Consider the following 25,090-nt stretch of genomic DNA (forward strand, 5'->3'; position numbering starts at 1 on the left):
GATCCACGCCGTCATTGCTGCGTGGCGTAGCTTACCAGTGTTGAATGACCAGCTTTAGCCGGACATCTTGCTGCTGCAAGCGTGTGATGTGCGGTAGGGATGACTGCACGCCTTGCAATTGAACCTCACGGTAATCGTCGTAGTCGATTTGCCATTGGTCCTGCATGAGGCGGGCAGGTTCACCCTGCGCAAGATAGCTGGCCTGGAACGGACTATTGATGTGCGGAGCCCCCAAAATCCATTGGGTTAACCCGGTCAAAGGCAGGCGCCAGCCTAACAACTGCGCTGTCAGGCTGGAAACATCCGCCGCCTGGTGCGTGTTGCCACTTTGGTCGGTGAGGGTGACGCTGTGCGCACTGCGCTCGATGAGGGCCACTTGCTGACCGAGCGGGCTAAAAATACGCAGGGTATCCAGTGCCGGGCTGTGTTGCCATTCCAGCCTGGCAGTGTAGCCCTTGCCCGCATATTGCACGGCCAGCTTCGCCTCCACGTCAAAGGATTGCACGGCTTGCAGTGTGGCAAACCTGTGCTGGGCCGCGGGCGGCACGCTGGTTTGAGTAGGGGCGATGGCCTGGCTGGCGCAGCCTGCCAGCAGACTTAGTACTAACCAGATGGCAAAAGCTTGGGCCAGCCTCGCTAGCGCAGGTGTGGACGGCATACAAACACTACAGGGCGGATTTCAGTTTTTGCGCGACTGCGACCAGAATCTCGTTGCCGGGGTTGGCCGACAAGGCCTGATCCAGAATGCGTTGTGCTTCTTCACGCTGGCCTTGTTTCCAAAGGACTTCGGCCAGGTGGGCCGCAATTTCAGGATCTTGCTGAATGGCATAGGCGCGGCGGAGCTCTTCGGTGGCACGCGACAAGTCACCCAGGCGGAAATACACCCAGCCCAGACTGTCCATGATGTAATGATCCTCCGGGGAGAGCTTGGTGGCGGTTTCAATCAGGCTCTTCGCTTCGATCAGCTTGATATTGCGGTCTGCATAGGAATAGCCTAGCGCATTGTAGGCAGCGGCAAAGTCTGGCTTCATTTTAATGACCCGGGTCAGCGTGTCTTCCATGATGTCATATTTGCCCTTACGCTCGGCGCTCAGGGCGTAGTCGTACTGCAACTCGGGGCTTTCCGGGAAGGTTTTGGCGGCTTTTTCAAGCAGGGTGTAGGCTTCATCGCCGCGTTTGGCCTGGCTCAGCATGAGTGCCTGGTTTTGAATCACCAGCGCCTGTTGCTCGGGCGTCAGGCCATCCACATTGTCCAGCATGGTAATCGCAGCATCGACACCGTCGCGGCGGGCAATAATGCCGGCGGCGGCCATGCGTGCAGCCAGGTATTGTTCGCCATCGGTGATTTTGTCAAACCATTGTAAAGCGCGTGCATCGTCTTTTTGCTCGATGGCTGAGCGGCCCAGGTTGAAGTAGACCTTGTTCGGCTCCTTGAAACCGACTTCGAGCGCGTGTTCCAGATAACGATCGGCGAAAGTGTATTCTTTGGCGTCCAGTGCCAGCAGGCCCACAATCACGTTCATGTCAGGATTGTTCTGGTGGCGTTCGAGCAGCTTGGTGAACTCTACCTTGGCTTCGGTGGTATTTTTTTGCAAGAGCAAGGCGCGCGCTAACGATAAGCGAATCTGATCTGACTCAGGATAGGTCTTTAAAAAGTCGCGGTAAAATGCCATGCCTTTCTGGACATCTTTTTCCATCAGCATTTGCCCGTAAATCTGCGCGGGCGGTTCCCAGCCTGGGCGCAGCTTGGACGCTTCTTTGAGCTCAGCTTTCATGAGGCTCTCGTCGTGCGCAAAGTAAGCGGCTTGCGAAATGGCAAAGTGGGCTTCAGCGAGCTTGGGATAAGGCTTGGCCAGCTGTTGTATGGTTTTGAGCACGCTGGTTTTGTCGGTGATACGCACCATCAGGCTGTTGAGTTCCATAAAGGCATTGGCGCGAATATTGTCATTGGCCAGCACTTTCTGGATCTGTGGAATCGCTTTTTCGAGGTTGCCATTGGCAATCAGCAACTGGCTGGCGGTTTGGGCTGCCGGGATAGAATCCGGGGCCAGCTCAGACCATAATTCGGCAGAGGGCAATGCCAACTGCGGTGTGCGGGCAATGGTCGCCGCCTGCGTGGCGCGCTCGGCGAGCAAAGGGTCACGCGTTTGCTTGGCCAAATCCAGAAACAGCTGCCCGGCCAACACAAATTCTCCACGCTGCGCGGCCACTTCACCGAGCAGGTATTTGTAGACAAACTCTGCAGTGGGGGTGGTAATGGTGGGGGTGCCGCTGGCAGACCAGGCCGGGCTGCTCATCAACGCCAGCCATAATGCCAGTGTCGGACGGCGTAATGACGGGGTTTTCAAGTTGAGGCGGCGGGTAAGAGGCATACTGGATTCCTGTTTAAAAAGAGGTTGCATGAATGATGTCGTCACTGGGGCAGAAGGGGCGCTTAATCCGTCTGGAATTTTAGTTTAGTCCGTGACAGTTGCTGCAAGTTCATCCATAATGTGCGATTTGTAACTAAATTGTAATCGGCGTTTAAACACAGGTGAAAGCGTCGTCTACAGCACTATAACTTTTTGGTGAAATATTTGTCTAGGGATTTGCGGTCTGGCGCTGTAAAGTCAGGCTTGAAAGCATCTTTCCCAGTCGCGAGGTATGTGAAGAAATCATGGCAAATTTGACAGTTGAAGCAATTGAATTGACCCGTTTGTATGGCGGACGTGCCGCCGTCAGTGATGTGACGTTCAGCCTGCAGCAAGGCCAGGTGCTGGGCTTTTTGGGGCCAAATGGCGCCGGCAAGTCCACCACGATGAAAATGTTGACGGGCAACCTCGCGCCGAGTGCAGGCAGCGTCAAAATCTGCGGCATCGACATGATAGAGCAGCCCAAAGAGGCAAAAGCCTTGATCGGATACCTGCCGGAAATGCGCCCCTTATATAAAGAGTTTACGGTAGACGAATACCTGACCATTGCAGCCAGACTGCACAACGTCTCTGGCAAACACATTAAAAAAGCGGTGGAACATGCCAAAGAGCGTTGTGGCCTGACCCACATGAGCAAACGCTTGATCGAAAACCTGTCCAACGGCTATCAGCAACGCGTAGGGATTGCCCAGGCCATTATTCATAACCCCATGGTAGTGATTCTGGACGAGCCGACCGTGGGCCTGGATCCGATCCAGATTCGTGATATCCGCGCCTTGATCAAGGAAATCGGCCAGGCGCACAGCGTCATCGTCTCTACCCATATTTTGCCCGAAGTGGAAATGGTCTGTGACCACGTGCAAATTATTGACAAGGGCAAGCTGGTGTTTAATGGCGGCATTGATGTGCTCAAGCAGCAGCGTATTGGTAACAAATTGCTGGTTGGCCTGCGTAACCCGCCGCCAGTAGCACAATTGGCTGCAATTGCAGGCGTGGCCGAAGTTGAGCCTGCCGAGGGCATGTGGCGTATCCGTTTTCATGAAGGCAGCCAGCCGCATGAAGCGATTGTGCAGGCGGCTGTGCAGCAAGGTTGGGGCCTGTTCAACATTGCGCCCGATCAAACCAGCCTTGAGGATGTGTTTGTACAATTGACTTATCACGAGGCAGACGTTGCAAAAGCAGCTTAAGTCGATTTAGAGAGCATAAAGTATGTTGAATATTGCAAGAAAAGAACTCAAGAGTATGTTCGCCTCGCCCATGGGGTGGATTATTCTGGCCCTGCTGACGTTTTCGTTTGGCACCTACTACCTGAATGGCGTGAATAACTACTTTGAAGTCATGTCCGGCTCCATCCGTCCGGCTGAGCGGATTGGGGTCACACAGTTTGTTGGGCAAACTGTCTACGGCCTGGCCTCCTTCATTATGTTATTTGCCGTGCCTTTGCTTTCCATGCGCCTGATTTCAGAGGAGCGCCGCAGCCAGACACTGCCATTTTTGTTCAGCGCGCCGTTGTCCATCAGCGAAATTGTGATGGGCAAGTTTTTAGGCCTGGTGGTGTTCCTGAGCATTCTGGTGGTTTACATCGGCGTGATGCTGACAACCTTGAATATCTGGTCAGATATTGATTTTGGCTATATTTTTGCCAACTCGCTGGGGCTGTTGCTGCTGGTCTCCAGCTTTGCTGCGTTGGGTCTGTATTTTTCCAGCTTGACGGCACAGCCGATCATTGCCGGCATTTTGAGCTTTATTGCCTTGTTTGTGCTCATGATTCTGGACCGCTTTTTTGCCGGCGACCCAACCAGCACCATGCTCAAGTTTTCGTTGATGCGACATTTTCAGTCATTTGCCGGTGGCTTGATTGATACGGCTGACCTGGCCTATTTTGGCTTGTTTATCCTTACCTTTATTACCCTGACGATCCGTCGTCTGGATGCAGATCGTTTGCGCGGCTAAGCCCGCGTTGTTGTCGAGTTTGAAAGCACTATGAAAATTAACAGTAAGTTTAGATGGCAGTTGCTGGCACAAAACTGGATGTTTGTGCTGGTGTTTCTGGCGCTGGTGGTGATGTTGGGCTACTTGTCCAGCCAATATCGCTGGGCCAAGGATATTACCCAGGCCAACCGCAACATCCTGACCCAGGGCAGTGTCAATGTGCTCAAGCAGATGGATGGCGACATCAATATCACCGTGTTTGCCACCAATGATGACGCCAATAACGGCGACACTTTCCGTAAAGGCATGCTGGATTTTGTTGCACGCTACCAGCGCGAAAAGAAAAATGTATTCATCAAGTTTATCAACCCGTCTGAAGAGCCCAAGATGGCGCAGGAGGCCGGGGTAAAAGTTGACGGTGAAACCATCGTCGAATACAACAAGCGCAGTGAACATATCACGCCACCGTTTGCCGAGCAGGAAATGACCAATTTGCTGGTGCGCCTGTCGCGTACCAACAACCAGCCGGTCATGTATCTGGATGGCCATGGTGAGCGTCTGCTGCAAGGCGTCAAGAATCATGATTTGGGTGAGTTTGGCAAGCAACTGGAAAGCAAGGGCTTCAAGTTTGCCAACCCGGATCTGACTATTGCCCAGGACGTGCCCGCCAATGGCGCCATGCTGGTGATTGCGGCACCGCAAGTGGATATTTCTGCGGTAGAGGCCAAAAAAATCAAAGCGTATATTGAGGCAGGCGGTAACGTGTTGTGGCTGCTGGATGACGATAATCTGCATGGCTTGCAAGAAGTGGCTGACTATCTGGGTATCAAAGTGTCTGCGGGTATTGTGGTTGACCGCGCTGCCGAGCAGTATGGTGCCGATCCGAAAATGGCGTTTGCCAGCCTGTATGGCGATCATCCGATCACCCGCAACTTTATGCTGCGTACCGTGTTCCCGGAAGCGCATGAAGTCGATGGCCAGGCCTCGGATGATCTGGGCTGGAAGGTCGGGCGCCTGATTGATGTGGCACCGAATGGCTGGCTGGAGTCAGACAAGATTCCTGCCGGAGCACAGAACCTCAAGGTGCGCTTTGATCAAGGCAAGGATAAAGCCGGTCCGATCAATGTGGGCGTGGCGTTAGAGCGCCAATATGGCAAAAAAGGCCAGCGCGTCGTGGTGATAGGCAATGCCAACTTCCTGGCCAATACCTTTATCACCAACGGCGGCAATCTCGATTTGGGCATCAATATTATCAACTGGCTGGCAGGCGATGACCGTTTGATCACCATTCAGCCGATGCCGCTCAAGGATATCAACGTCACGATTCCCGCCACTGATCAGGGACGGCTGGTGGCCTGGAGCGTCTTTCATGCCTTCCAGTATTTCATTCCGGTCGGGTTGTTTGTGGCAGGTTTGTTCTTGTGGTGGAGACGCCGCAAGGCTTAATGCCTGGTGAGCTGAGGGTGGAGTAGGTCAGTCATGAAAAAAAGATGGTTATTGAATCTGTTGTTACTGGCAGTGGTGGTGGGCATTGCGGTGTTTTTGCATTTGCAACCGCAAGCGCAGGCGCCCGCGGCCAAGTTTGAAGTCTCCACGCTCAAGATGGCAGACTTTGATGCCGTCAAAGCCGAATTTCCGGCCAAAGCGCCCACGGTCTTTGAAAAGCAGAATGGCTACTGGATGATGCGTAAACCCTATGCGGCGCGTGCCGACCAGGCCTCGGTTCAGCGCATCATTTCGATTATCGCCGCTACCACGGCCACCAGGTTGCCACTACAGGATGCGTCTAAATATGGTCTGGATCAGCCCGTGCTGAAGCTGACGCTGTCCGGCGCCAAAGGCGACCAGGTTTTTAGTTTTGGCACCTATAATCCGGTAACCGAGGAGCAGTATGTGGGCTATGCCGGACAGGTGTATTTACTGGCTGGTCAGTATAGCGAGGCCGCGTCTACCCAACCGATTGAGATGGTCGATAAAATGCCTTTGGCACCCGCTGAGCGCAAACAGTTGGCTGGCTTTGACCTGGCGCATCTGGAGCAGTGGGAAGCAAATGCCTTGAAAGTGCAACTGGCGACTGACGGCAAGTGGGCGGTGAATGACCCCAAGGCCAAACCCACGCAAAATGAGTTGAATGAGTGGATGGATTTTAGCTGGGTGCAGGCGCAGGCGGTCTCGGTCGAGTTTTACACCCCAGACCGCAAGCAAACTTATCCTTCTTTTGAGGTGTTGCTGCGGGATGGCAAGAAAATCCACTTTGAAAAATTGCAGGAATCCCCTGAGTACCAACTGGCACGTCCGGATGAAGGCATTATTTATCACTTTAGTAACGACACGGGCTTTACCATGGTGAACCCGCCCATCAATCTCCAGAAATAGCATGCCTGAATTACCTGAGGTTGAGGTCACGCGCCGCGGCTTGTTGCCGGTGGAGGGCGCGTTGATTGAACAGGTCACCATACGCCATCACGGCCTGCGCTGGCCGATTCCTGCCGACTTGCCGCAGCACCTGCAAGGGCAGCGCTTGTTCAAGCTGACGCGCCGGGCAAAATATATTCTTGCCGAGATCGGCACCGATACGACCGCGGGCGTGTTGTTATTACACTTGGGCATGTCTGGCCGCCTGTGCCTGCTAGAGCGCGATTTCCCTGCAGAAAAACATGATCACTTTGATATCCGCTTTACCGATGGCCGGGTGATCCGTTTGCGTGATCCGCGCCGATTTGGTGCCGTGTTGTGGCTGGGGCAGGATCCACTGCAACATGCGCTGCTGAACCGTCTCGGACCGGAGCCGCTTGAGGCTGGATTTAACGCCCAATATCTCTACCAGCAATTACGCACGCGCAATGCGCCGATCAAGACCACTATCATGGATGGACATCTGGTGGTTGGGGTCGGCAATATTTATGCGAGTGAATCACTCTTCCGTGCCCGGATTCATCCCGAAACGCCTGCCAAAGCGTTGACCGAGGCGCAGTGTGCCTTGCTGGTACAAGAAATCAAGGCGACGTTGCAGTCGGCACTCGCGGCGGGGGGCAGTAGTTTGCGCGATTTTTTTGGCGCAGACGGCAATCCAGGCTATTTCCAGCAGACCTATACGGTCTATGGACGCACCGGAGAGCCCTGCCGTATATGCGCCCGCCCGATTCAGAATATCCGCCTGGGGCAACGTTCAACGTTCTATTGTGCGCATTGTCAGCCCAGACCAGCGGATCTGGGCTTGATGAAGCCTTGATCAAGCAGCCTTAGGCTTCATCCGTATCTGGCCGGATGCAGTTGCGCCCGGCGCGTTTGGCGGCATACAAATGATGGTCAGCCCGTTCAACCACTTGTCCCAGCGTTTCATCATTGTGCATCTCGGCCACGCCAGCACTCACCGTGATATGTACCACCTGGTTGCTAAAGTGAAACTGCAATCCGGCCACCGCGGAACGGATCAACTCGGTGATGTCGCGCGCATGCTGCATATTGCATCCCGACAGCAACAGTAAAAATTCCTCACCGCCCCAACGGCACACCACATCCTCTTCGCGCACATGCGATTTGATCAGTTGTGCCACGCGAGACAGCACACGGTCACCCGCTTCGTGGCCATAGGTGTCATTCACCTGCTTGAACAGGTCAATATCAATCAGAACCAGCGACAAGGCTTCATCGCGGCGCTTGCGGCGGGCCACGGCCTGCTTGAAGTAAAACTCAAATACCTGGCGACTGGTGACACCGGTCAGTTTATCCTGCGTGGCCATGGTCTCCAGTTTGTCGTGGTAACCGCGCACTGCGACATGGGCGAGGAACAACACAATGGCACTAATCACCAGCGCCACGGCCAGGTTAATCATAAACGCGGTTTCAATACGCTCCGAGCTTGGGTCGTTCACTTGCTCCACAATCAGATACCAGTCAAACTCGGGCACCAGACGGCTATTGAGATAAAGCATGCTGCCATTGTTGGCTTTGAATGAGAATGATGCGCTGGGGGAGGTCAGCACTTTCAAAAACGCTTTGTCTAGGCCAGACTTGTTTTGCAAGTGTAACTCGGAGTGGTAATGACTGCTTTGCAGCATTACCTCGCCCTGGCGATTGACGAAATAAATTTCGCGCCCATAGCGTTTCTGGTAGTTTTCTATCAGTTCGACCACCGTCTGCAACGACAGGCCGACACCGATCACGCCAATAAATTTGCCGGATTTATCTTCGATACGGTAATTGACGAAAATGCTGAGGCGTTTGTGGTCAGCGGTATCGCGGTCAATATTGATGACATAAGGATGCGGTGAATCTTTGGCCGTGAAATACCAGCTGTCGTCCGGATTACTTCGTGAAACCCGCTTGATCACGCCGGTGGGGTGGTAGTAGTTCAGCGAACTGTCAGAGACAAAGAATGCCGTGATGGTGTTATATTTTTTCTGGATTTGTGCCAGGTAACTGGTCATTTTGCTGGCATCCTGCTCACCATCATTGACCCAGTCAAACACAAATACGTCATTCGCCATCAGCGAAGAGATCAGCAAGGGTTGCAGCAGGTCGCGCTGGATTTCAGAGTAGATATTGTCGCTGGTCAGCGGCAGCATTTCCTGCTCCAAGCGCTCAGTCAGCGAGTCCTTGGCCACGAAATAGCCGATCAGGCTGGTCGCCACAAACCCCGCCAGCACGATCGCGCTGAGAATAACGGTATAGAAACGCTTGTTTACGACCATAACGACCAATGACCTGAAGATGCTTGAACAGCCAAAGGCTGAGTTAACTGTGGATTATCACAAAATCCCCATTCTGCTGTTCGGCTGAATAGTCCGCTTTTTAATGCCGTATTCATACAATTGGCATGAATGATTCACCATGGTGCCTGGCGAGGCTAGTGCGGATGGGATCTGGCAGCATGTTCATGTAAGTAGCCAGCGGCAGGGGCAGGCGTGCCGCCCAGTTTTTGTGGTAACAGGGAGCCGATGACCATGGCGACGGTACTGACCATGAGACCGATCAATTGTGCCGGAATCAGGCTGTCCTTGACCATCACCTCTATCAGGATCCAGCTGGTAATGCCCAGTAAAATGGCAGCCAGCGCCCCCTGGCTGGTGGCACGCTTCCAAAACGCACCAAACAGCAGTGGTACAAAGGCCCCGGCCAGCGTCACCTTGTACGCGCTTTCTACCATGCCAAAAATAGACAGCTCAGAGTTAAGGGCATAAAACAACACCATGGCCGCAAAGCCGACCAGGCACAAGCGCATCACGCGCAAGAAGTGATGATCGCTCATCTGTGGCATAAAGCCCTTGACCACGTTTTCGGCAAAGCTGACTGAGGGGGCGAGCAAGGTGGCAGAAGAGCAGCTCATGATGGCAGACAGCACTGCCCCAAAGAAGATGGCCTGCGCCAGCAGGGGGGTATGCGTTAACACCAGCGTCGGCAGCACGCGTTGCGAGTCAGTGGCGACCAAGGTGCCAAAAGTCGCCGGGTCTATCAGTGTTGCGGCATAGGCAATAAACATGGGCACGAAGGTAAAGCAGAAATAAATACTGGCACCCAGTAGTGAGCCCCACAAGGCGATTTTTCCGGTTTTTGCCGAGGTGATGCGTTGAAACACATCTTGTTGCGGGATAGAGCCCAGCATCATGGTCAGCCAGCCTCCCATAAAGGTCAGCCATACGCTCCAGTCTGTGCTTTGCGGGAAAAAATGCAACTTGCCCGCGTCACGCGCATGGGCAATGACTGGCGCAATGCCGCCGGTCTGGCCGGAAACCAGATAAGCGATAAACAGCAGGCCGCCAATGACCACGATCATCTGTACAAAATCCAGGATAGCCACAGACAACATCCCGCCGAGTGTGGTATAGGTGAGGACAATGGCCGTCCCCAGTATCATGCCTGCCTGCTCTGAAATGGCGCCATGACTGATCAGGTTAAAGATCAGGCCCAGGGCTTTGATCTGTGCCGCTACCCAGCCCATGTAGGAGACGACGATGGCCAGGGTGGTCAGCACCTCTACGCTACGGTTGTAGCGCATGCGGTAAAAGTCGCCCAAGGTCAGAATGTTGAGTTTATACAGGCGGCTGGAGAAAAAAATCCCGGCCAGAATCAGGCACATGCTGGAGCCAAACGGGTCTGCGGCCACCCCGGTCAAGCCCTCACGCACAAAGGTGGCGGACACGCCAAAGACCGCTTCTGCGCCAAACCAGGTGGCAAATACGGTGGCGGTCACCACCGGCAAGGGTAAGTGGCGGCCAGCGACTGCATAATCCTTGGTGCTATGTACATTCCTGGCAGCGAACAGGCCTATCCCGATAGAGACAAGTAAGTACGCCACCACAAACCAGATCAGCACAGTCCGTTTCCCTTGAGTCAGTTGCAAAACGCCGATTTTAAAACAAAACCTGGCCTACACAGGGGTTCTCAATCTGGCTGTAGTAAAAAAGGCCCGAAAATCAGGCCTTTTTTACAAATCTGCACGTTTGATAGCCACTACTCCACCCGTTTCCAGGTTTGCGAACGGCCAATCAGTGAAATCCCGATAAAGCCACGCACCTCCAGTTCGTTGCCATTAGGGCTCAATGTCATTTTACATTGGTAGGTTTTGCCGTTTTCCGGGTCCAGAATCTCGCCATTTTCATACACTTGGGGCTTGCTACCGGCTTTGAGGTGTTTGGCGATGGTCATGCCTATGATTTTTTGCCCTCTACGCTCGTCGGTACATTTGTCACACACCGCATCGCCGGTGTCTGTGGCTAGCAAGCCTTTTTCGACAACGGCATGGTATTCCCCGCCGGATTCGGCAATGCGAACCAGTGAGCGAGGTTTGCCGGTTTTATCGTCCGTCGTTTGCCATAGACCGCTCAAGTCGGCCGCCTGCAAGGCCATGGGTAACATCATCAATACTGCAACAAGTAGCTTCTTGGGGGATGCCATCAAGTACTCCTTTAGTGAGTGAACAGTAAAAACAAGCTGGCAAATTGTAGCAATACCAGCACGAGAATGGCCATCGTCGCCCATTTTTGCCAGGTGGCTTGCTTGTGCTGGCTGTTTAGCAAGGTATCAATATGGGTTTGCTGTTTGGCCAGTTCGCTTTGATTGCGCAGATATTGCTCCAGCAGGCGCGGCATTTCTGCAGCATGGGCAAGTACATAGGGGAGCTCACGTTTTGCAGATTTAAGCAGGCTGCGCCAGCCGATCTGCTCGCTCATCCAGCGTTTGAGAAATGGTTTGGCGCTTTGCCACAAGTCGATATTCGGGTCCAGTTCACGGCCCAGGCCTTCAATATTGAGCAGGGTTTTTTGCAACATAATCAGTTGCGGCTGAATATTCACGCCAAAGCGGCGTGACATCTGAAACAGGCTGAGCAGGGTGCGGCCAAATGAAATTTCCTTGAGCGGCTTTTCAAAGATCGGCTCGCAAATGGCGCGCACGGCTGTTTCGAGGGCTTCTACATTGGTATCTGCCGGCACCCAGCCAGACTCAATATGCGCCACTGCCACATCCCGGTAGTCACGGTTGAAAAAAGCGAGGAAGTTCCGCGCCAGATAATACTGGTCGGTAGGCGTGAGGCTACCCATGATGCCAAAATCCAGGGCAATGAATTTGCCTTTGTCCGGCCCCGCGGTCACCACCTGGATGTTGCCCGGATGCATGTCGGCATGAAAAAAACCATCACGGAATACCTGCGTAAAAAATACCTCTACGCCTTCGTGAGCCAATTGGGTCAGGTTGATACCATAGGCTTGCAACGTGGCGGTTTCGCGGACAGGCGTGCCAAACATACGCTGCATGGTCATCACTTGCTTGCGTGAATAGTCCCAGTAAACCGTAGGCACCAGTAGGCGGCGGTCACTGAAATTGCGGCCAAGCTGTGCGCACTGTGCAGCTTCCAGGGTCAGGTCCAGCTCGTGCTCGGTGTGGCGGGCAAATTCATTCACCATTTCATCCGGCTTGAGACGGCGCCCCTCACTGGAGAGTTTTTTGACCCACCAGGCTAGCGTGCGGAGTAAGGCGATGTCTCTATGAATAATGGCGGCAATATTGGGACGCAACACTTTAACAGCTACCTGTTCGCCACTATGCAGTTTGGCAAAATGCACCTGGGCCACCGAAGCGCTTGCGACCGGAACCGCGTTAAACTCGGCATAGACCGTCGTCAGCGGGGCGTCAAAGGCCTGCTCAATAATACGCTCCACTTCAGCGTAGGCAAATGGCGGCACCTGATCCTGCAGTTTGGTCAGTTCATCGGCCACATCCGGTGGCAGCAAGTCGCGGCGTGTAGACAGCATCTGGCCAAACTTGACGAAAATCGGGCCGAGTTTTTCAAGGGCCAAGCGCAAGCGGACGGCCCGTTTCTCCGGCGCATGGCGCCAGAATAACAACCCGTTGAGCAGTCGCGAGCCCAGGCCTGGTTGATTGTCACGGACAAAGAAAATATCCAGCCGATACCAGATCAGCATGCCGATAATGTGAAAAAAGCGTATCCAGTGCATCAGGGCTGACTTTCTGCAGTGGCGTTGGCAGCTAACAGTTTTTCTACGCGTTGCTGCAAGCGGTCTGTGTCTTCCCTGAGCTGGTCGACGGCCTGGTTAAATTGCGTGATGCGGGCTTTTTTTGCCAGTAACGGCTGCTCTTCTTGCCAGTATTCCACCAGCATTTCTCCCAGGTTTTTGGCCTGGCCCTGCAAGCGCTGCATGGTTTGCTGACCGAGTTGGACGACTTCAAAAGCCGCCACATCGCCGACCACTTTACTCAAGTCTTCTTCGACATCCCAGCGGATGGCCGCCAGAATCTTGCCGACTTCCATGCCTAGCGCACTGTCGCCATCAATTTTAATCAGGCTATGCGCCTGCGGATCTTGCCTCAGTAGCCGCATGGCCAGGCTGGGCGGCAAGTGAATGGTGGCATCTGCCATGGCGGTATCGCCTGCAACTGCCAGCTCACCATTGCTTAACACTGTCAGCATGACACGGGCCACTTTAAAGTCTAGACAAAGATGACTGTGCGCATACGGCTGTAACCTGGGAGCGGTCCAGCGGTTTTGCTGCATCAAGTGCTGCAGCACGAATTGAATCAAGGGCTTGAACATGGCGTTAGAGTTTGATGCCTTTGTGCAGCGCGACCACGCCTGCAGTCAGGTTGTAGTAATCGACTTTTTCAAAGCCTGCTGCATGCATCATCTGTTTCAAGGTTTCCTGGTCAGGGTGCATGCGGATGCTTTCTGCCAGATAGCGATAGCTGGGCTCATCGTTGGCGATCCATTTACCAAACTTTGGCAGCAGTTTGAAAGAGTAGGTGTCGTAAAGTTTCTCCAGTGGTTGCCAAACCTTGGAAAACTCAAGCACAAGCAGGCGTCCGCCACGCTTGAGCACACGTTGCATTTCTTTGAGCGCAACGTCTTTATGTGTCATGTTGCGCAGGCCAAACGCCACAATGACACAGTCAAAGGTTTCATCAGCAAACGGCAGTCCTTCGGCATTACATTGGGTGGCCGGAATGGTCAGGCCGGCATCAATCATGCGGTCACGCCCCACGCCCAGCATGGAGGCGTTAATGTCGGTCAAAATGACCGTGCCGGGATTGCTGGGAGACTGGGTCGCCACTTTTTTGGCAAACAGGCGCGACAGGTCGCCACTGCCGCCGGCAATATCGAGTACTTTGTCACCCTGCCCAACGCCGCTGACATCCACGGCAAAGCGTTTCCACAGCCGATGCATGCCCGCAGACATGACATCATTCATGATGTCGTATTTTTGTGCCACCGAATGAAAGACTTCGCCCACTTTTTTCTGTTTTTCCCGTTCATCGACGGTTTCAAAGCCAAAGTGGGTGGTTTTTTGCTGCTCAGTGTTGGATTGCATGCTTGGGTTCCTTGCGCGTATGGCCTGCCATGGTGAGTTTGGCGATGTAGTCTTGCCACAGGCTTTCATAATGTTGTGCCAGATAATACAGATAATCCCATGAATACAGCCCGGTATCATGACCATCATCAAAGATCAGTTTGATTGCATAGCGGCCAACCGGTTCAATGGCGCTGATGTTCACATCCTGCTTGTCCAGTTGCAGCACTTCCTGGCCTGCGCCATGACCGCGGACCTCGGCAGAGGGCGAGTACACACGTAAAAATTCGCATGACAGCATGCATTCCGTCTGGTTATCGAAATGAATTTCCAGCAAGCGCGAGCCCTGATGCAGTTGGATCAGGGTAGGGATGGGGCAATCAGGATCTAGACCGCTCATATGATTGAAGAAAACCGTGTTTGGGGCCGTTAACTTGAATATTGCGCATGATAGCAGATGCGCGCATCTACCGCATGGCAAGCAAATGTTTCATGTTAGGGTTGATAATTCATTTTATTTGTGAATTAATAGCTGTACTTGCATGATTTATTTGATCTTTTAACAATTCATGTTAGATTATAGAAAAATAACAACAAGTAGGTCACCTTAATAAAATTGCAGCAGGTCCTATGGAAAATAACCGACTGGCACAACAATTTGATTTGTACACACGCTGGCGTCAATCGATTGCTGATGTACTGGGAGAGTATCGACGCTGGATTGCGGACAAGCAGCTCAGTGATGTGCAGTTAGATGAGCGCATACAGCAGCAACTCAACCGCTTGCGTGAAGACAAGCTCAATGTCGCTTTTGTTGCAGAGTTCTCGCGCGGCAAGTCAGAGCTCATCAATGCCATTTTCTTTTCAGGGTATGGTCACCGGTTGTTGCCATCCGGTGCAGGCCGTACCACCATGTGTCCCACCGAACTGCGTTATGACACCGGCAAACCCGTTAGCCTGTCACTGCTGCCGATTGAAACCAATACCCACCAGATTTCCATTACTGAATATCGCCGCATGCCGCAAGCCTGGTCTGTGGTGGAGTTCGATGCCCATTCGCGCGACAGCATGGTTGAAGCCTTCAAGGAGGTCAGTCGTACCCGTCGCGTGACAGTGCAAGAGGCGCAGTCGCTGGGTTTGTATCATCCTGACAATTCTGACGATGCCATGTTGATCGGCGCAGATGGCCTGATGGAGATTCCATGCTGGCGCTATGCCATGATTAATTTCCCGCATCCCTTGCTCAAGCAGGGCTTGGTAATCCTTGATACGCCCGGCCTCAATGCCATCGGTGCCGAGCCTGAGTTAACTATGAGCATGCTGCCGAATGCGCATGCCGTGCTGTTTATTCTCGGCGCGGATACCGGGGTTACCAAATCCGAGATGGAAGTCTGGCGCCGTTATATTAGTGGCGCACGCTGGAAGCAAAAAGGCCGCATGGCGGTGCTCAACAAAATTGATGGCTTGTGGGATCCGCTCAAGACAGATGATGAGGTGGAGGCTGAGCTTTATCGTCAATTGCAACATACTGCTGAGTTACTGGGCTTGTCTCGCGACCAGATCTTGCCAACCTCTGCCCAAAAAGGCTTGCTGGCCAAGGTCAAAGGTGATGTGGCCTTGCTGCAAAAGAGCCGCTTGTTGCAGCTGGAGAAAAATCTCTCGGATGAGTTGATCCCGGCCAAACAGGAAATTGTGCGCGAGAGCCTGCAGGGTGAGATTGACGACATGATGCAGCAAACGCGGGTGACCCTGGAAACACGACTGCAAAGCGTGCTAGACCAGTCGGACGAGTTGCGTTGCTTGCAAGGCAAAAATGAAGACGTGATTGCGCAGATGATGCGCAAGGTGAAACAGGACAAGGTTAATTTTGAAGTCGGCTTGCAACGTTACCAGGCTTTGCGTAGTGTGTTTTCCGTGCAATCCAACCAGTTATTTCACCATCTCGGCATGCCAGCACTCAAGAACAAGGTGCGTGAAACGCGTGAGACCATGATGAAAGCCGCATTTACCAAAACCATGCGTCAGGCCATGGATGACTTTTTCAGTGACCTCAAGCGCCGGATGATGGATGCAGACGTGCATGTGCTTGAGATCAAGAAAATGATGGAAGCCATGTATGAAAAATTCTCCAAAGAACATGGCCTGTTGCAAAAGTCGCCCCCCCCATTTTCCACTTCACGTTACCTCAAGGCCCTGAATAAACTCGAAGCGATTTACCGCGATCAGTTCAATACCACCTTTAACATGATTGCGCATGAAAAGCTGACGCTGACCAGTAAATTCTTTGAGACCCTGGCCAGCCATGTCATTATCGAGTATGAAGCCGCTAACCGCGATACGGAAAGCTGGCTTAAAGCCGTGATGGCGCCTATGGAAAGCCAGATGCGTGAGCATCATGTGCAACTCAAGCGCCGGGTCGAAAGTATCAAACGTATTTATCAGGCCACCGATACCCTGGAAGAGCGTATTGCGGACCTGGAGCAGGTGGAACTCTCTATTCGGCAGCAGTTGGCTGATCTGGATCATTTGCATGCCAAAGCCATGACGGCGTTGATGCATGAAGAGGTCGTCGTGAAAGCTGCCTAAGCGGTGATTGAGGGCAAGTTTTCGGGGGAAGAGGTAAGACCTCTGAAGCACGAACATAAAAAAAACGGGTGACTGGCACCCGTTTTTTTATTTGCTTTCCAGCATATAGGTTTTGATCTTTTGCATCGCCTTTTGCTCAATTTGGCGGATACGTTCAGCAGAAACACTAAATTCTGCGGCCAGATCATGCAAGGTCGCCGTATTGCCCTCGGTCAGCCAGCGGGCTTGCAGTACACGACGACTACGCTCATCCAGCTGCTGCAAAGCCATGCTCAGGCCTTCTGTCTGCATGTGCTCAGTCTGCAGGTTTTCCAGCAAGGTAGAAGGTTCAGGACCTTCATCCTCCAGAAAAGCGATTGGGCTGTACACTTCTTCGCCATCCTCGTCCACTTGCGCATCCAGAGAGATTTCCTGACCATTGAGGCGGTATTCCATCTCGGTCACGTCTTCTGGTTTCACATTGAGTTCAGTCGCAATGCGTTGAACATCTTCCTGACTTAAGGTCTCAAACCCATTTTTCATGCTGCGCAAGTTAAAGAACAGCTTGCGTTGCGCTTTGGTGGTGGCGGTCTTGACCAAGCGCCAGTTCCGCACAATATACTCATGAATTTCAGCCTTGATCCAGTGCATGGCAAAAGAAACCAGACGCACACCGCGATCGGGATCAAAGCGTTTAACTGCTTTCATCAAGCCAATATTACCCTCTTGGATCAGGTCTGATTGGGGCAGGCCATAACCGCTGTAACCACGGGCAATGCTGGCGACCAGACGCAAGTGCGACACAATCAGCGCACGCGCAGCCTCAAGGTCCCCGCTTTGTTTCAGGCGGGTCGCATAACCGTATTCTTCTTCAGCGGTCAGCACCGGAAACTGCTTGATGGTCTGCAGGTATTTATCCAGGCTGTCTGCCGATGCAACGACAGGTAATGTAAAAGCGTTGATAACAAACTCCTTGGTATCAAAAGAGATTTAAAACAATTTTAGCACTCAATGTATGAGAGTGCTAGTCTCTGGCAAAGTTCCAACTGGCTATCGTATTTTATAAAGTAAATCCGGCTCGAAAAGCAGAATAAAACCCGGAATTCAACCTCAATTTTGGAGGGTCAATCACTGCCGGAAGGCGTTGGCAGGGAGATCGGGATAATGGGGGGATATTCATATGGCGGGCAGGCAATACTGACGTTAGCAAGGGCATGGGGCAGTGGGGTAAATATGTTGTGCAACTTATTGGATCCTATGCAACACAAGGCGCAGAACCGGTTGCATGAAGCTGAACCTTAATAGTTACCGCTTGAAGCCAGTCACTGCAATCCGTTGTGATGTTGGGTGGGGCATCGCCGCTTGTTACGCATGCGTGCTTTATCCTTCATCGCGGCACAGCAATGTGCTGAGCCTGATAAAGGATAAAGCATCATAATCGGTTTGGCTGACATTGTGCTTACAGTATCCGGTCTGTCATCAGGCTCACGGTATTGAATGGTTTCAGATTAATCCCTGCCGTGACCATGGCCACGTCCCGGGCCGCCAGGTCTGCCTCCTGGCCCTGGTGGGCCATCATGCCAGTGATCCCAACCGGGACCAGGCCCAGGTGGACCAGGATGTGCCCGGTAATGTGGCACATAAACATTCTGATACCAGCCATCCTGGACAAAATAGACCTGACGACCACAAGCGCCATAGCCACCGCAATAGCGTGCCCAGCGCTTCATATGGCCGGGCGGTACATGCAGATACATGGGGGGCTGCACCACGGCCACCGGTGGTGGCTGGATAATCACGGGTTGCGGGTAGACCACTTGCGGCACTGGATAAGCATCACCGAGGACTATCTGGCCGTAAAAGCCGGGTTGCCCCACGCTGACCGCGACACCGGCTTCTGCGGTCGTGGCCAGGGCAATTGTCCAACATAATGCACCTGCCATGAGTATTCTGAGCATGGTTACCTTCTTTCTATCTGTTTCAGAAAAATGCAGATTGATTTGCATAGGCGGATTTTAGAAAGGCTATGCCCCGCAGAGCAGTCTGATTATTCTGATAGCGTTGTCAGAGGGTGCTGACAGTCATTGCCTGGGTTTTATGATGAATGATTTTTGAGAGAACTAATGGCATGGGGCGGATCAACAGGCTCAGGTCAGGGCACCTGGGCAGATGAGATGGTTAAATCAATAGCTTGTTAATTTCTGGCTTGTGATGCTTCTGTCTTGGCGCGTGTGTAAAGTGGTCTCCATTGACAGCCTCGCGTGCCTGCCAATGGCGCCATCCGATTGACGGACGGCGACTGGCAAGCAATTTTTTACTTCACATTGCGTACGGCCATCCAGCCCAAGTCATGCATACAGGAGACAAACGCACGTTTAAAAGTCTGTGTCTTGTAATCAGGCAGGTAGTTTGCTCCCAGCTTTTTCTCGCAGCTGGCTTGGTCACGGGATAGCTGGTTAGGGAAAGCCCCCATTTTCCACCATGAATTGATCGAATACGCTACATCGGGACCGTCATTCACTGTGCTGTGTGGCGCAGCAGGGGCTGATTCAGGTGCGTCGTTCGCTGGCGTTAAGGCTGCCGAGCTGGCTGGGTCGGAGGCGGCACTGGTTGCTGCAGGGCTCGCTTGTGGTTTTTTTGCAACAGCGGCAGCTTGCGCTTTCGCGGCATTCTCTTTGGATAAGTCTATAAAAGGACTGGGCTTGCTTTGCATGCCACCGCGGTTATCCGAAGCCTCTATGGTTGCAAATAAAGGATCAAACGCATCTAGCTTGGGTTTTTTCCAACCATGCTCGGCCAGGCATGCCGAGAGCTGATCGCCGCTGCCACGGCAGGCTTGGTGCGCCCGTTCGATGTCCTGCTGGTTGCCGCCTTGCTTGTAAGAAATCTGGCCACACCCTGCCAATAAGGCGGTTGTTAATAGGTAAGTTAAAAGACGCATTGCGAGTCCTGTTCGTGATTTGTTATGCGCAGTCTAGCGGGCTTTTCACGCCCTCGCCACTACGCAAATTGACGTATTTGTCCTACACCCCCCTCTCGTTAAGCTGAGCGCAAGTTTTGATCAACTGTGATTTGAATTTAACGAGAAAGGGAACTTAGATGATGAACTTGAAAAAATGTGCCTTGCATACTGCGGTAGCAATGGCTTGTGGCCTGGGTGCACAACTGGCAAATGCGGGTGCAACAATCAACTTTGGCGAAGATAAGTATATTGGTGTTGGTTTCGGCTTTATCAGTAGCTACAACTCTGTGGAAGATGCTGTCAACGGAGGCAGTGATCGCTCCAATGACTTCAAATTGGACAGTGCCCGTTTATATTTGTCTGGTTCCTTTAACAAGTATATCAAAGGCATGTTGAATACAGAAAAATCTGGTGGCGGTTCAGCAGGTTCTAACGTCGAAGTAATTGATGCCAACGTGCAATTCCAATTAACCCCTGAAGTGGCCATCTGGGCAGGTCGTTTTCTGTCCCCAAGTGACCGTGCCAACATGGCAGGTCCTTACTACTCTATGGGTGGTGGCTACTGGGCCAACATTGCTTCACGTTATGGCTGGAACGGTGGCGTGATTGGCCGTGATGAAGGTGTGGCGGTTGTTTCCAGTTTCCTTGAGGATCACTTGGCCGTGTCTTTCGGTGCATTTGAAGGCAACCAGATTTTCCGCTTTAGTGGTGTAGGCGCACAGTCACAATCTTCAACCAGCAAAGACAACCTGATGTATGCCGGTCGTGTGCAATATGACTTCTGGGATGCAGAGCCTGGCTACTATGGTACTGGTAACTACTTTGGTGCCAAAGACATCTTGGCGATTGGTGTAGCTGGACGTTACAAAAAAGACGGGTCTGTGAGTGCAGCAAATGTGGTGGGCGATTACAAAGCCTACAGCGTGGATTTCCTGTTAGAGAAAAAAGATGTAGGCCCTGGTACTTTCTCAGCTGAAGCGGCGTACTACTACTACGATACCGATAACGTGTTCAAGGGTGAGCAAGGTCATGCCTTCTCTGCTGGTTTGGGTTACCTGTTCCAGGAGCAAATTGGTTGGGGCAAATTCATGCCGATTATCCGCTACCAGAAATTTAATGCGGATGGTGTGACGAGCTACAGTGCTGCCACTGTGTCTAGTGCATCAACCTTTACCAATACTTCTGGTAGCGGCAGCAGCAAGCGCTTTGAAGTCGGTACCAATTACGTGATTGCACCATACAACGCTACCTTGACTGCTACTTATGGCAAAGAGGACACCTCGACAACCTCCAGCGCGAACTTCGTCAAAGTCGCCCTGCAGATGCAGTTCTAATCAACACCTTATAACCCTTTCCCACAAAGGAGATGAGCGTAATGAAAACAATAGTGAAGTTGGATTTGGATAAAAAACCATGGGAGCAGGATGGCCAGATTCATAACCGCTGGCACCCCGACCTGCCGATGATTGCCATGGTCAAGCCAGGGGATGAGTTCCGTGTTGAGTGTATGGACTGGACCGGTGGTCAGATCGGTAATAACGATAGCGCCAATGATGTGCGTGACGTAGACCTGACCCAGGTGCACTACCTGAGTGGCCCGATTGGCGTGGAAGGTGCTGAGCCGGGTGACTTGATGGTGGTGGATATTCTGGATGTGGGTACTTTTGATGAGTATCAATGGGGCTTTAACGGTTTGTTTGCCAAGGAAAATGGTGGGGGCTTTCTGACCGACCACTTCCCTGAAGCGAGCAAAACCATCTGGGATTTCCACGGCGTGTATACCACTTCCCGTCATGTGCCTAAGGTGCGTTATGCCGGCATTATGCACCCGGGTCTGATTGGTTGCCTGCCATCCAAAGAACTGCTCGAAACCTGGAACAAGCGTGAAGGCGACCTGATTGCAACAGATCCGGATCGTGTCCCGCCACTGGCTTGCCCTCCGACTTCACAATCTGCCGTTATGGGCCGTTTGAGTGGCGACGCTGCCAAAAAAGCAGCAGCCGAAGGCGCGCGTACCGTGCCACCACGTGATCACGGCGGTAACTGCGATATCAAGAACCTGACCAAAGGCTCAAGGGTGTACTTCCCGGTCTATGTGAAGGATGGCGGTCTCTCCATGGGTGACCTGCACTTCTCACAAGGCGACGGTGAAATCACTTTCTGCGGTGCGATTGAAATGGCCGGTTACCTCGATATCAAGGTTGGCCTGATCAAGGATGGTGTGAAGAAATACGGGATTAAAAACCCTGTGTTCCAGCCCAGCCCGATCACACCGACTTACCGTGATTACATGATTTTTGAAGGCATTTCGGTTGACGAGGCCGGCAAGCAACATTACCTGGATGTGCATATTGCCTACCGCCAGGCTTGCCTCAACGCGATTGAGTACCTGAAAAAATTTGGTTACAGCGGCGAACAAGCGGTATCCATCCTGGGGACTGCGCCGGTAGAGGGGCATATCAGTGGCATCGTCGATATCCCTAACGCTTGTGCCACCTTGTGGGTCCCGACCGAGATCTTTGAGTTTGATATCCGACCTAACGCGGATGGACCGAAGATCATGGTGCCGCCAGGCATAGATGTGTCCACTTGCACATAACAATGAGTGTTGATCGCGTGCAGTTTATTTGATCAGACTTGATAGGAAACCAAGATGCCTCTTTACGAATATGAATGTGACAGTTGTGGCGTATTTACTGCGCTACGCAAAATGAGTGAGTCGAGTTTGCCTGCCTACTGCGATTGTTGCGGGGCAGAGAGTCCACGGATTTTATCTGTGCCCAAACTGGCCATCATGGACAAAATGCAACGGTCTGCGCATGAACGTAACGAGAAATCTGCCAACGAGCCGCGTACAGCCAGACGTTCCAGCTGTGGCTGTACCGGATCACACACGTGTAAAACCAAGCCGCAGGTCAACCAGGATACAGGTAAACCGGGCTTGCAAATGCAGACCAAGAAAACGGCACGGCCGTGGATGGTCGGGCATTAATCAGCGACATCAATCCCTTAATTATTGATTTTATTGATTTATCCATAAAGGAGAAGAAGTAATGAGTACCTCAAACAGACGCGGTTTTATGAAGGGCGCATTGGTCGGTGCCATGATGGCCGCAGGCCTTATCAGCGGTCATGCATTTGCAGCGGATTATCCGACTGCAAAAGTGAATACGACTGGCTTGGCAGTGACTGACTCCACAGTAAAAGTAGGTATTCTGCACTCTGCCACCGGCACGATGGCGATTAGTGAAACCGGTTCTATCCAGGCTGAAAAGCTGGCGATCGAACAGATCAACGCCATGGGCGGTATTCTGGGCCGCAAGATTGAAATTATCCAGGAAGACGGTGCGTCTGACTGGCCAACTTTCGCAGAAAAAGCGAAAAAACTGCTGGAAAAAGACAAAGTGGCTGCTGTGATGGGCTGCTGGACGTCTGCTTCACGTAAAGCGGCTTTGCCAGTGTTTGAAAAAGACAATGGCTTGTTGTTCTACCCAACCTTCTACGAAGGTCTGGAGCAATCCAAAAACGTGTTCTACACTGGTCAAGAAGCGACACAACAAATTCTGGCAGGGTTGGACTGGATCGCTAAAGAGAAAAAAGCCAAGACTTTCTACCTGATTGGTTCTGACTACATCTGGCCACGTACATCGATGAAAATTGCCCGTAAGCACATCGAGCAACACTTGCATGGCACAGTGGTGGGTGAAGAGTACATTGCCTTGGGCGATACCCAGTTCGGTTCTGTGATCAACAAAATCAAACTGAAAAAACCTGACGTGATCTACGCAGCGGTGGTGGGCGGTAGTAACGTGGCCTGGTTCAAACAATTGAACGCTGCCGGTTTGAACTCCAGCAAACAAACCATGTTGACCATCTCCGTGACCGAAGACGAAGTGTTGGGTATCGGTGGTGAAAACCTGGCTGGTTTCTACTCTGCGATGAAATACTTCCAGTCTCAAGACAATGAGGCTAACAAGAAATTTGTAGAGGCGTTCAAAAAACGCTGGGGTGAGAAGTCTGTGATCGGCGACGTGACGCAAGCGGCTTACCTGGGCCCATGGTTGTACAAGGCAGCCGTTGAGCGTGCAGGTAGCTTCGATGTAGACAAAGTGCAAGCGGCATTGCCAGGCTACACCTTCAAAGATGCACCAGAAGGCCCTGTCACTGTGGAAGCCAACCACCACCTGACCACCAAACTGCGTATTGGTCAGTGGGGTAAAGATGGCCAGGCCAAAGTGGTATACACCTCTGATTACATCAAACCTGATCCATTTCCAAAAGGCTATCAATAAGCTAGTCCTGTCGTAAATGCTTAAGCGGTAGCCGGAGTAACCGGCTACCGTTTGGCGCAAACAGCATTCAAGTTGTAAACAATTTCAAGCAGTCAGCAATTTTGAGAAGTTGCATTTTAAGGAGACCGATATGTTTGGTTATTCGATGGCAGATATAGGCAATATTGTGGTGATGCAAGGCTTTTCCGGCCTGAGCATGTTTACAGTGTTGCTACTCATGGCACTGGGTCTCGCGATTATTTTCGGGCAGATGGGTGTGATTAACATGGCGCATGGTGAGTTTATGACCATCGGTGCCTATACCACGGTCATGCTATCCAAGGTGGCTGCCACTTACGGCTTCACCAATTACTATTTTTTGTTTGCCATCCTCATTGCGTTCGGGCTGGCATTCGCGGTCGGCTATGTTGTTGAATACGGCATGATCCGGCACCTGTACAAGCGGCCACTAGATACCTTGCTGGCGACCTGGGGGCTAAGCCTGGTCATGCAGCAGATCTTCCGCTCCACCTTTGGCGCCAAAGAGGTGAGTGCCGAGTTGCCTGAGTGGATGTTGGGCTCTTTCAAGCCGACGCCAGACATTGATATCCCGATCAACGGTGTTTTTGTGATGGCCCTGGCTGCGCTGGTGACCCTCGGTGTATATATGTTTATGTATAAATCACGCTGGGGCCTACGTGTGCGTGCCACCGTGCAGAACCGTACCATGGCGGGTGCAGTGGGCATTAACACTGCAAAAGTCGACCGTGTGACCTTTGCCTTGGGGTGCGGCATTGCCGGGATCGCGGGCGCTGCGTTTACCACGATTGCTTCTACCGGGCCAACCACGGGTACGCTCTACATCGTAGACAGCTTTATGGTGGTGGTGTTTGGCGGTGCAGCCAGCATTGTAGGGACGATTGCCTCAGCCTTCGGCATCGCCCAGGCGCAATCTATCCTGCAGTTCTTTATGACCAGCTCCATGGGTAAAGTGTCCACGCTGCTTGCCATCGTCACAATCTTGATGATGAAACCTGAAGGTTTGTTTGCCTCCAAACTGCGTAAATAACAGATACGGCAACGTGTGAGCATGCTTCTCACGCGTTGCCATAAGTAAATAGACGTATTAGTACTTTGTATCTGTCG

23 protein-coding genes are annotated in these 25,090 nt (G+C 52.4%); 11 read left to right on the top strand and 12 right to left on the bottom strand.

Annotated elements, in window-relative coordinates; translation table 11 throughout:
* Positions 1–31: 31 nt before the first annotated feature.
* Complete coding sequence (lolB, locus tag ACT53D_RS00765; RefSeq protein ID WP_476154025.1) at positions 32–658, bottom strand: lipoprotein insertase outer membrane protein LolB; 627 nt, start codon at positions 656–658, stop codon at positions 32–34.
* 7 nt (positions 659–665) lie between these two features.
* Positions 666–2,372: a tetratricopeptide repeat protein gene (locus tag ACT53D_RS00770; protein WP_476154026.1), complete on the bottom strand. Its 1,707-nt coding sequence runs from the start codon at positions 2,370–2,372 to the stop codon at positions 666–668.
* 284 nt (positions 2,373–2,656) lie between these two features.
* Here ACT53D_RS00770 and ACT53D_RS00775 point away from each other — a divergent pair, with 284 nt between their 5' ends.
* Genes ACT53D_RS00775 through mutM form a run of 5 tightly spaced genes read left to right on the top strand, consistent with a single transcriptional unit; the run spans position 2,657 to position 7,575 of the window.
* Entirely contained in the window at positions 2,657–3,598 is a 942-nt protein-coding gene (locus ACT53D_RS00775) for an ABC transporter ATP-binding protein (protein ID WP_476154027.1), read from the top strand.
* Between the two features lie 22 nt (positions 3,599–3,620).
* Complete coding sequence (locus ACT53D_RS00780; RefSeq protein ID WP_194748387.1) at positions 3,621–4,364, top strand: ABC transporter permease; 744 nt, start codon at positions 3,621–3,623, stop codon at positions 4,362–4,364.
* 30 nt (positions 4,365–4,394) lie between these two features.
* Positions 4,395–5,789 carry a GldG family protein gene (locus ACT53D_RS00785; RefSeq protein WP_194748386.1) on the top strand — a complete coding sequence of 465 codons (1,395 nt, stop codon included), beginning with the start codon at positions 4,395–4,397 and terminating at the stop codon, positions 5,787–5,789.
* 33 nt (positions 5,790–5,822) lie between these two features.
* Positions 5,823–6,719: a DUF4340 domain-containing protein gene (locus ACT53D_RS00790; RefSeq protein WP_194748385.1), complete on the top strand. Its 897-nt coding sequence runs from the start codon at positions 5,823–5,825 to the stop codon at positions 6,717–6,719.
* Between the two features lies 1 nt (position 6,720).
* Entirely contained in the window at positions 6,721–7,575 is an 855-nt protein-coding gene (mutM, locus tag ACT53D_RS00795) for a bifunctional DNA-formamidopyrimidine glycosylase/DNA-(apurinic or apyrimidinic site) lyase (protein WP_476154028.1), read from the top strand.
* 10 nt (positions 7,576–7,585) lie between these two features.
* Here mutM and ACT53D_RS00800 read toward each other — a convergent pair whose 3' ends face one another.
* From ACT53D_RS00800 to ACT53D_RS00830, 7 genes are all read right to left on the bottom strand, one after another.
* Positions 7,586–9,037 (bottom strand): sensor domain-containing diguanylate cyclase, encoded by a 1,452-nt coding sequence (locus ACT53D_RS00800; RefSeq protein WP_194748383.1) that lies wholly within the window; start codon positions 9,035–9,037, stop codon positions 7,586–7,588.
* A gap of 155 nt (positions 9,038–9,192) precedes the next feature.
* A complete protein-coding gene (locus ACT53D_RS00805; RefSeq protein WP_476154029.1) occupies positions 9,193–10,659 on the bottom strand; it encodes a high affinity choline transporter 1 in 1,467 nt (488 codons plus the stop codon).
* A 137-nt stretch (positions 10,660–10,796) separates the two neighbouring features.
* Positions 10,797–11,240, bottom strand: a complete 444-nt coding sequence (locus ACT53D_RS00810; protein WP_275356091.1) for a DUF2147 domain-containing protein — start codon at positions 11,238–11,240, stop codon at positions 10,797–10,799.
* A gap of 11 nt (positions 11,241–11,251) precedes the next feature.
* Positions 11,252–12,799, bottom strand: a complete 1,548-nt coding sequence (gene ubiB, locus ACT53D_RS00815) for a ubiquinone biosynthesis regulatory protein kinase UbiB (protein ID WP_476154030.1) — start codon at positions 12,797–12,799, stop codon at positions 11,252–11,254.
* The gene (locus ACT53D_RS00820; RefSeq protein ID WP_194748379.1) at positions 12,799–13,395 is read right to left on the bottom strand and encodes a ubiquinone biosynthesis accessory factor UbiJ; all 597 of its coding nucleotides are present in this window, start codon (positions 13,393–13,395) and stop codon (positions 12,799–12,801) included. The genes ubiB and ACT53D_RS00820 overlap by 1 nt, the downstream gene beginning before the upstream one ends.
* 4 nt (positions 13,396–13,399) lie before the next feature.
* Positions 13,400–14,167 carry a bifunctional demethylmenaquinone methyltransferase/2-methoxy-6-polyprenyl-1,4-benzoquinol methylase UbiE gene (ubiE, locus tag ACT53D_RS00825; protein WP_194748378.1) on the bottom strand — a complete coding sequence of 256 codons (768 nt, stop codon included), beginning with the start codon at positions 14,165–14,167 and terminating at the stop codon, positions 13,400–13,402.
* Positions 14,151–14,546 (bottom strand): gamma-butyrobetaine hydroxylase family protein, encoded by a 396-nt coding sequence (locus ACT53D_RS00830; RefSeq protein WP_476154032.1) that lies wholly within the window; start codon positions 14,544–14,546, stop codon positions 14,151–14,153. The genes ubiE and ACT53D_RS00830 overlap by 17 nt, the downstream gene beginning before the upstream one ends.
* A gap of 230 nt (positions 14,547–14,776) precedes the next feature.
* Between ACT53D_RS00830 and ACT53D_RS00835 the strand changes: the two genes are divergently transcribed.
* On the top strand, positions 14,777–16,732 hold the full coding sequence (locus ACT53D_RS00835; protein ID WP_194748376.1) for a dynamin family protein: 1,956 nt from the start codon (positions 14,777–14,779) through the stop codon (positions 16,730–16,732).
* 87 nt (positions 16,733–16,819) lie between these two features.
* Here the strand turns inward: ACT53D_RS00835 and rpoH are convergent, their stop codons facing one another.
* The 3 genes from rpoH to ACT53D_RS00850 form a co-directional block, all read right to left on the bottom strand.
* The gene (rpoH, locus tag ACT53D_RS00840) at positions 16,820–17,674 is read right to left on the bottom strand and encodes an RNA polymerase sigma factor RpoH (RefSeq protein WP_194748485.1); all 855 of its coding nucleotides are present in this window, start codon (positions 17,672–17,674) and stop codon (positions 16,820–16,822) included.
* A gap of 545 nt (positions 17,675–18,219) precedes the next feature.
* On the bottom strand, positions 18,220–18,669 hold the full coding sequence (locus tag ACT53D_RS00845; RefSeq protein ID WP_194748375.1) for a hypothetical protein: 450 nt from the start codon (positions 18,667–18,669) through the stop codon (positions 18,220–18,222).
* 356 nt (positions 18,670–19,025) lie between these two features.
* Complete coding sequence (locus ACT53D_RS00850) at positions 19,026–19,652, bottom strand: hypothetical protein (protein WP_476154034.1); 627 nt, start codon at positions 19,650–19,652, stop codon at positions 19,026–19,028.
* A gap of 158 nt (positions 19,653–19,810) precedes the next feature.
* Here ACT53D_RS00850 and ACT53D_RS00855 point away from each other — a divergent pair, with 158 nt between their 5' ends.
* From ACT53D_RS00855 to urtB, 5 genes are all read left to right on the top strand, one after another.
* A complete protein-coding gene (locus ACT53D_RS00855; protein WP_476154036.1) occupies positions 19,811–21,007 on the top strand; it encodes a porin in 1,197 nt (398 codons plus the stop codon).
* A 41-nt stretch (positions 21,008–21,048) separates the two neighbouring features.
* Positions 21,049–22,272 carry a formamidase gene (fmdA, locus tag ACT53D_RS00860; protein WP_194748372.1) on the top strand — a complete coding sequence of 408 codons (1,224 nt, stop codon included), beginning with the start codon at positions 21,049–21,051 and terminating at the stop codon, positions 22,270–22,272.
* Between the two features lie 54 nt (positions 22,273–22,326).
* On the top strand, positions 22,327–22,665 hold the full coding sequence (locus ACT53D_RS00865; RefSeq protein ID WP_476154038.1) for an FmdB family zinc ribbon protein: 339 nt from the start codon (positions 22,327–22,329) through the stop codon (positions 22,663–22,665).
* A gap of 61 nt (positions 22,666–22,726) precedes the next feature.
* On the top strand, positions 22,727–23,965 hold the full coding sequence (gene urtA / locus ACT53D_RS00870; RefSeq protein WP_194748370.1) for an urea ABC transporter substrate-binding protein: 1,239 nt from the start codon (positions 22,727–22,729) through the stop codon (positions 23,963–23,965).
* Positions 23,966–24,095: 130 nt separating this feature from the next.
* Positions 24,096–25,013, top strand: coding sequence for an urea ABC transporter permease subunit UrtB (gene urtB / locus ACT53D_RS00875; RefSeq protein ID WP_194748369.1), 918 nt, complete (start codon positions 24,096–24,098; stop codon positions 25,011–25,013).
* Positions 25,014–25,090 lie beyond the last annotated feature (77 nt).

This window comes from Methylophilus sp. DMC16, from assembly GCF_056314045.1.

Excerpts from the sequence above, each read along its gene's own strand:
- urtB (WP_194748369.1), top strand. The coding sequence starts at position 24,096 with ATGTTTGGTTATTCGATGGCAGATATAGGCAATATTGTGGTGATGCAA.
- ACT53D_RS00775 (WP_476154027.1), top strand. The coding sequence starts at position 2,657 with ATGGCAAATTTGACAGTTGAAGCAATTGAATTGACCCGTTTGTATGGC.
- ACT53D_RS00770 (WP_476154026.1), bottom strand. The coding sequence starts at position 2,372 with ATGCCTCTTACCCGCCGCCTCAACTTGAAAACCCCGTCATTACGCCGT.
- ACT53D_RS00855 (WP_476154036.1), top strand. The coding sequence starts at position 19,811 with ATGATGAACTTGAAAAAATGTGCCTTGCATACTGCGGTAGCAATGGCT.
- ACT53D_RS00865 (WP_476154038.1), top strand. The coding sequence starts at position 22,327 with ATGCCTCTTTACGAATATGAATGTGACAGTTGTGGCGTATTTACTGCG.
- ubiB (WP_476154030.1), bottom strand. The coding sequence starts at position 12,799 with ATGCACTGGATACGCTTTTTTCACATTATCGGCATGCTGATCTGGTAT.
- ACT53D_RS00835 (WP_194748376.1), top strand. The coding sequence starts at position 14,777 with ATGGAAAATAACCGACTGGCACAACAATTTGATTTGTACACACGCTGG.
- mutM (WP_476154028.1), top strand. The coding sequence starts at position 6,721 with ATGCCTGAATTACCTGAGGTTGAGGTCACGCGCCGCGGCTTGTTGCCG.
- ACT53D_RS00810 (WP_275356091.1), bottom strand. The coding sequence starts at position 11,240 with ATGGCATCCCCCAAGAAGCTACTTGTTGCAGTATTGATGATGTTACCC.
- ACT53D_RS00850 (WP_476154034.1), bottom strand. The coding sequence starts at position 19,652 with ATGCGTCTTTTAACTTACCTATTAACAACCGCCTTATTGGCAGGGTGT.
- ACT53D_RS00785 (WP_194748386.1), top strand. The coding sequence starts at position 4,395 with ATGAAAATTAACAGTAAGTTTAGATGGCAGTTGCTGGCACAAAACTGG.
- lolB (WP_476154025.1), bottom strand. The coding sequence starts at position 658 with ATGCCGTCCACACCTGCGCTAGCGAGGCTGGCCCAAGCTTTTGCCATC.
- ACT53D_RS00845 (WP_194748375.1), bottom strand. The coding sequence starts at position 18,669 with ATGCTCAGAATACTCATGGCAGGTGCATTATGTTGGACAATTGCCCTG.
- ACT53D_RS00830 (WP_476154032.1), bottom strand. The coding sequence starts at position 14,546 with ATGAGCGGTCTAGATCCTGATTGCCCCATCCCTACCCTGATCCAACTG.
- ACT53D_RS00820 (WP_194748379.1), bottom strand. The coding sequence starts at position 13,395 with ATGTTCAAGCCCTTGATTCAATTCGTGCTGCAGCACTTGATGCAGCAA.
- urtA (WP_194748370.1), top strand. The coding sequence starts at position 22,727 with ATGAGTACCTCAAACAGACGCGGTTTTATGAAGGGCGCATTGGTCGGT.
- ubiE (WP_194748378.1), bottom strand. The coding sequence starts at position 14,167 with ATGCAATCCAACACTGAGCAGCAAAAAACCACCCACTTTGGCTTTGAA.
- ACT53D_RS00800 (WP_194748383.1), bottom strand. The coding sequence starts at position 9,037 with ATGGTCGTAAACAAGCGTTTCTATACCGTTATTCTCAGCGCGATCGTG.
- ACT53D_RS00790 (WP_194748385.1), top strand. The coding sequence starts at position 5,823 with ATGAAAAAAAGATGGTTATTGAATCTGTTGTTACTGGCAGTGGTGGTG.
- fmdA (WP_194748372.1), top strand. The coding sequence starts at position 21,049 with ATGAAAACAATAGTGAAGTTGGATTTGGATAAAAAACCATGGGAGCAG.
- ACT53D_RS00780 (WP_194748387.1), top strand. The coding sequence starts at position 3,621 with ATGTTGAATATTGCAAGAAAAGAACTCAAGAGTATGTTCGCCTCGCCC.